Source organism: Psychrobacter pasteurii (assembly GCF_900162815.1).
Taxonomy (GTDB): domain Bacteria; phylum Pseudomonadota; class Gammaproteobacteria; order Pseudomonadales; family Moraxellaceae; genus Psychrobacter; species Psychrobacter pasteurii.
On record NZ_FUGD01000079.1, the window covers coordinates 1 to 5,947 of the forward strand.

The following is a 5,947-nucleotide window of genomic DNA, read 5'->3' on the forward strand; positions in this document are numbered from 1 at the left end:
TATCTCTATTAAAGACGACTTCCAAGCCATGCTCAAAGCCTATAAATATCGCATTTACCCAAATCGTGAACAGCAGGTGCTTATCGAAAAGCACTTTGGTTGTAGCCGTTTTGTGTTCAACTGGGCGTTGGCTTTGCAAAAACGCTACTACGCTATATTTGGTAAGTCTTTATCACGAACCAAGATTCAAAGTCACTTGGTTAAGAAAAAGAAAAAGGCTAAATTTTCATGGCTTAGTGAAGTTAATAGCCAGTCGTTACTAAATGCCTTGCTCAATGTACATACCGCTTTTACTAACTTCTTCAAAGGTCAGGCTAAGTTTCCACGTTTTAAATCTAAAAAAATCCCTCAACGTAGCTACCAATGCCCCCAACACTGCACGGTAAACTTTGCACAAGGCATGATCAACCTACCTAAAATAAAGGGTATTAAGACCGTATTTAGCCGTGAGTTTGAAGGTAAGATTAAAACAGTAACGATTAGTAAGACAGCAACAGGCAAATACTATGCAAGTATTTTAGTTGAAAACAATGAAGTTGCACCAACACCTACCACAATAGAGCCTAGCTTAACTGTTGGTATTGACTTAGGCATCAGTCATCTACTTGTTCTGTCTGATAGCAGCAAGGTTGATAACCCAAAACATTTATCCAAAGCCAGTCAAAGACTTTCCGCACAGCAAAAAATCTTTGCTCGTAAACAAAAACAAAGTAAAAACTATCAAAAACAAAAATTAGCAGTTGCTCGTATTCATGAAAAAGTACGCAACCAGCGCTTAGACTTACACCATAAAGTCACGCATAAACTGATTTGCGAAAACCAAGCGACCAGTTATGCGATTGAAGATTTGGCGGTGAAAAATATGGTAAAGAACCGTAAACTTGCCAAAGCCATTAATGATGTTGGCTGGGGACAGTTTGTTACTCTGCTTACTTACAAGGCTAAGTGGTACGGCAAAAATGTTCTAAAAGTAAATCGGTTTTTTGCCAGTTCTAAAATTTGTTCGCATTGTCATCACAAACTAGAGAGTCTGCCGTTATCGGTGCGTCATTGGACGTGTCCTAGCTGTCAAACACAGCATGACCGTGATATCAATGCAAGCAATAATATACGCCAACAGGCGTTAGCTGATGTAGCAGGACTTGCTACTGTGTAAAGAGTTCCCCCATGCCTATACCTATCAGCGTAGGTGGCATGGCGAAAGGTAGTAGCTTAGGTTGCTATGGGTCGCAAAGACTCCCCCACCATAACCGCTAGGTTTGGTGGTGGGAGTAGGTCAAAAAATTATGTTCTATAATGAGTTAGCGGTGCTGTAATAATCATTTGTAGTCCTCTTTTTAGTTCGTATAATAGAGACTTTATTGATAAGCAGCTGTAACTTTCTATCAGCCCATTGGTCCTCGTTAAGGAAATTTACCACAACATTATGCCTAAACTCTCTAAGCATCCTCTTACTGATATCTTTACCTCTACCAATGAAGCCTTATTTCCTATAGACAACTCTCAAAGGCGCTGGCTGTATCCAGCACATGCCGCTGCAGGTAGCCTATGGTTGGCGAGTCTTACAGATTGTTCAGTGGCCAATGTGGGCAATCGTCTTAAGGTGGTGGTAACTAAAGATCAAAACCAGCTCAATCAAATTGAAACAGAGTTGGCATTTTGTGGGGTGGATGCTTATGTGTTTCCAGATTGGGAGACACTGACCTACGATGAGTTATCCCCGCATCAAGATATTGTGAGTGAGCGAATCAACTTACTGACTGAAATGCCTAAAAGTGGCGTTTTACTCATTAGTATCCAAACTTTAATGCAGCGCGTCGCCCCACCAAGCTGGCTAATTGGTCAGCATTTTGATTTAAGTGTTGGAGATGTCTTTGACATAAATGCTCAAAGAGAGATGCTGGCTGCGGCAGGCTATCGAGCAGTAGACAATGTGTTTGAGCCTGGTGAGTTTGCAGTACGTGGTAGTGTGATCGATATTTTCGCTATGGGTCAGCCGTTCCCTCTGCGTCTGGATTTATTTGATAATGAAATCGAGACCATAAGATTTTTTAACCCACAAACTCAGCGCACGTTATCTACTGAGACCTTGGTAGAGCTGGTATCAGGTAGGGCAGATGCGGATCGAGCCAATCAGCACGACTTGACGGTAGAGTCTTTATCCTTATTGCATAAGCTCCCTGATGTATCGAAGCCAATTACTGAGTTTCAGATTTTACCGGCCAAAGAGTTTCCTTTAGATGAAGGCAAAGAGACATTTCGCAATAACTTTGCCGCAATGTTCCCTAATGTCAGTAGTCGCCGCTTTGAGCTGCATAAAGATGTGATGGCTGGCATTGCCACGAGTGGTCTTGAATACTATCAGCCGCTGTTCTTTGATTTAGAAGACTGGAATCAAACAGGTCACTTATTTACCTATTTGCCTAAAGATGCGCTGTTTATTATCGATGAAAATATCTCAGAGTCTCAGGCCGATTATTGGTCACAAATTCAGCGCCGCTATGAAGAGCGCCGTCATGATATTGATAAGCCTATTTTAGAGCCGAAGCTGCTTTACTTACCCAGTAATGAAACTAATGAGAAGTTAAAGGCTTATTCTCGCATTATTTTGAGCCAAAACGACTTGCAAGCATCTGACAACAGTCAAACAGGTAAGGTGCGCCTGCCTGCAGTAACGCCCCCTGACTTGCCTGTCAGTCACCAAAAAGCTGAGCCTTTGCTAGAGCTATTAAATTATGCAGAAGGTCATTGGGGCGATCAAGAGGCAGAAAGTGAGCAAGTCATAGACAAGCCCGTGCCTCGTCCTATATTGATAGTGGCGGAAACGGCGGGTCGTCGTGAGATTTTATTAGAGCTGTTCCGTGGAAAAATTAACGTTAAGACCTTTGAGGGATTACAGCAGTTTTTACACAGTGAGCTTTATCAAAATAATGGGAATATGGAGGGCGGTAAGCCCACAGTAGGCTTAACCATTGCACCGATAGAGCGAGGGGCAGTAATAGCCAATCACTTATCTATTATTAGTGAAACTCAGTTATTTGGTAGGCAAGTCCTGCAAACCCGTCGCCGTCGTCAAAGTGATGTGTCAGAAGAGTTCTTGATTAAGAGCGTGACAGAGCTTACCGAGGGCAGTCCGGTGGTTCATATTGACCAAGGTATTGGTCGTTATCATGGATTAATTACTTTAGATATCGGTGAGGGTGAGCAAGAATTTATTCATCTAAAATATGCCGATGATGCCAGCATTTATGTGCCAGTAGCTAACTTGCAGCTCATTAGCCGTTATAGTGGCGGTGATCCAGCGCTTGCGCCGCTGCATAAGATTGGTAGTGGGAAGTGGGATAAGGCCAAACAAAAAGCCTTAGAGCAAATCCATGACGTGGCAGCAGAACTATTAAATATGCAGGCCCGTCGTCAAGCCAAAGAGGGCATTCATTTTAAAGTTGAAACTGCCCAGTATGAGTTGTTCGCCAGTCAGTTTGCTTTTGAAGAGACGCCTGATCAGGCCAATGCCATCGATGCAGTTATGCATGATATGAAGCAGAATAAACCCATGGATCGTCTAATTTGTGGTGACGTGGGCTTTGGTAAAACAGAAGTGGCCATGCGAGCGGCTTTCATTGCCGTAAATAGTGGCTATCAGGTAGCGGTATTGGTTCCGACCACCTTGCTGGCAGGTCAGCATGAAGATAACTTCAAAGACCGCTTTGCCGATTGGCCAATCCGAGTAGAGACTTTGTCTCGTTTTGGTGGCAAAAAATACCAAGACCAAGTATTAGAAGATTTGGCCGCCGGTAAAGTAGATATCGTTATTGGTACCCATAAGCTGCTACAAAAAGACGTTAAATTTGCCAATTTAGGCTTAATGATTGTCGATGAAGAGCACCGCTTCGGGGTGCGTCATAAAGAGCGTATCAAGGCCATTCAAAGTGATGTGGATAGTTTGTCTATGACGGCCACACCGATTCCACGTACGCTGAACATGGCATTAACCGGTATGCGCGATATGTCAATTATTGCCACGCCGCCTGCTCGCCGATTGGCGATTAAAACCTTCGTAATGCAAAAGACAAATCAGCTGATGAAAGAGGCTATTTTGCGTGAGCTGTTACGTGGTGGACAGGTCTATCTACTACACAATGACGTGGCCAGTATCGAGCGTATGGCAGAGAATATTCGCGAGCTAGTACCTGAGGCTCGTGTGGGCGTTGCGCACGGTCAGATGAATGAGCGTGGGCTTGAGCAGGTGATGCAGCAGTTTTATCACAAAAAATTTAACGTACTGGTCTGTACCACCATTATCGAAACCGGCATCGATGTGCCTAACGCGAATACCATTATTATTGAGCGTGCCGATAAATTTGGCTTAGCTCAATTGCATCAGCTGCGTGGCCGAGTAGGGCGCAGTCATCATCAAGCCTATTGCTACCTGTTAGTACCTTCTATCAAAGGGCTAAAAGGGGATGCTAAGAAGCGTCTGCATGCCATTGAAAGAGCCAATACACTAGGGGCAGGCTTTATGTTGGCCAGTGAAGACTTGGAGATTCGTGGGGCTGGCGAGATACTCGGTAAACAGCAAAGCGGTAACATGCAGGCCATCGGCTTTAGTCTCTACATGGATATGCTCGAGCGTGCGACTAAAGCCATCAAAGCAGGTAAAGAGCCGGACTTAAATACACCATTGTCCTTGACCAGTGATATTAATTTGCACTGCTCAGCGCTGATACCAGAAGACTATGTCAATGATGTACCGCAGCGTTTGTTATTTTATAAGCGTATTAGCAATGCTGAAGATAAGGACACCTTAACCGATATTAGAACTGAGATGATTGATAGGTTTGGGACGCTTCCAGATCAAACTAAGCAGTTATTTGCTATCCATCAGTTACGGGTTCAGGCCGAGCCTTTGGCCATCTATAAGATAGACGCGACAAGCAGCAGCGTGGTATTAGAGTTTGCTCCAGATACTCCTGTTGAAGCTTTGGCTATTATTCAGCTGATTCAGTCGGATGGCAATCGCTATCGCATGAATGGGGCTTCAGGCATTCGCTATACCAATCCTGATAAGCTTGAGACACCGCAGCAGCGAGTGGATGTGGTCCGTGAGCTATTAAACCACTTCTCAAAGCACGTGGCCCAAAAAAAAGAGGGTAGCAATAACGGAAATACTTAATTTCTATCTGTAGCTATATCTACTCATAGAGTCATTAAATCGTCATGGTGCTTTAATCTAATTGTCATCAATTACTAGTATCTTAGAGTCATCAAATAACAGGATGATATGAAAAATTAAGGGGCTGTCCTAGATAAGTAAAATTATTTAGGATAGCACTATGAGAAAGAGTAAACTAAGTTGGTATAAACAAAACAGACTCATCGAGCTATTTGTTGCCGGTTCTACCGCGAGAACAGCAGCAAGCCTAGTCGGTGTTAATAAAACCACAGCCAGTTATTACTTTCATAGGCTAAGACTGCTTATTTACGAGAATAGTCAAGACCCTGGTCTATTTGAGGGCGAAATCGAAGTAGACGAATCATACTTTGGTGGCACTCGTAAAGGCAAGCGAGGGCGAGGTGCTGGTAGCAAAGTGCCCGTGTTTGGTCTATTAAAGCGTAATGGCAAGGTCTACGCTTGTATTATACCCAATGCTAAAGCAGATACTTTGATCCCCATTATAAGAGAAAAAGTGAAGCCTGATAGCATTGTTTATACTGACTCATTTAAAAGCTATAACGCATTAGATGTCAGTGAGTTTACTCATTATCGTATCAACCACTCCAAAACCTTTGTTAATGACAAGAATCACATTAATGGTATAGAGAACTTTTGGAACCAAGCTAAACGGCATCTACGTAAGTTTAACGGAGTTCCAAAAGAGCATTTTCACTTCTATTTAAAGGAATGTGAGTGGCGTTTTAATCACAGTGACCCAAAGTCGCAATTATT

General features: G+C 43.2%; 3 protein-coding genes. All 3 read left to right on the plus strand.

The window, feature by feature from the left end; translation table 11 throughout:
- The first annotated feature begins 28 nt into the window (after nt 1-28).
- On the plus strand, nt 29-1,156 hold the full coding sequence (gene tnpB, locus A1232T_RS06675; RefSeq protein WP_077448693.1) for an IS200/IS605 family element RNA-guided endonuclease TnpB: 1,128 nt from the start codon (nt 29-31) through the stop codon (nt 1,154-1,156).
- A gap of 270 nt (nt 1,157-1,426) precedes the next feature.
- Nucleotides 1,427-5,173 carry a transcription-repair coupling factor gene (mfd, locus tag A1232T_RS06680; RefSeq protein ID WP_077448691.1) on the plus strand — a complete coding sequence of 1,249 codons (3,747 nt, stop codon included), beginning with the start codon at nt 1,427-1,429 and terminating at the stop codon, nt 5,171-5,173.
- A 160-nt stretch (nt 5,174-5,333) separates the two neighbouring features.
- On the plus strand, nt 5,334-5,947 hold a 614-nt coding region (locus A1232T_RS06685), incomplete at its 3' end, for an IS1595-like element ISPssp3 family transposase (protein ID WP_077448692.1).

Excerpts from the sequence above, each read along its gene's own strand:
- mfd (WP_077448691.1), top strand. The coding sequence starts at position 1,427 with ATGCCTAAACTCTCTAAGCATCCTCTTACTGATATCTTTACCTCTACC.
- tnpB (WP_077448693.1), top strand. The coding sequence starts at position 29 with ATGCTCAAAGCCTATAAATATCGCATTTACCCAAATCGTGAACAGCAG.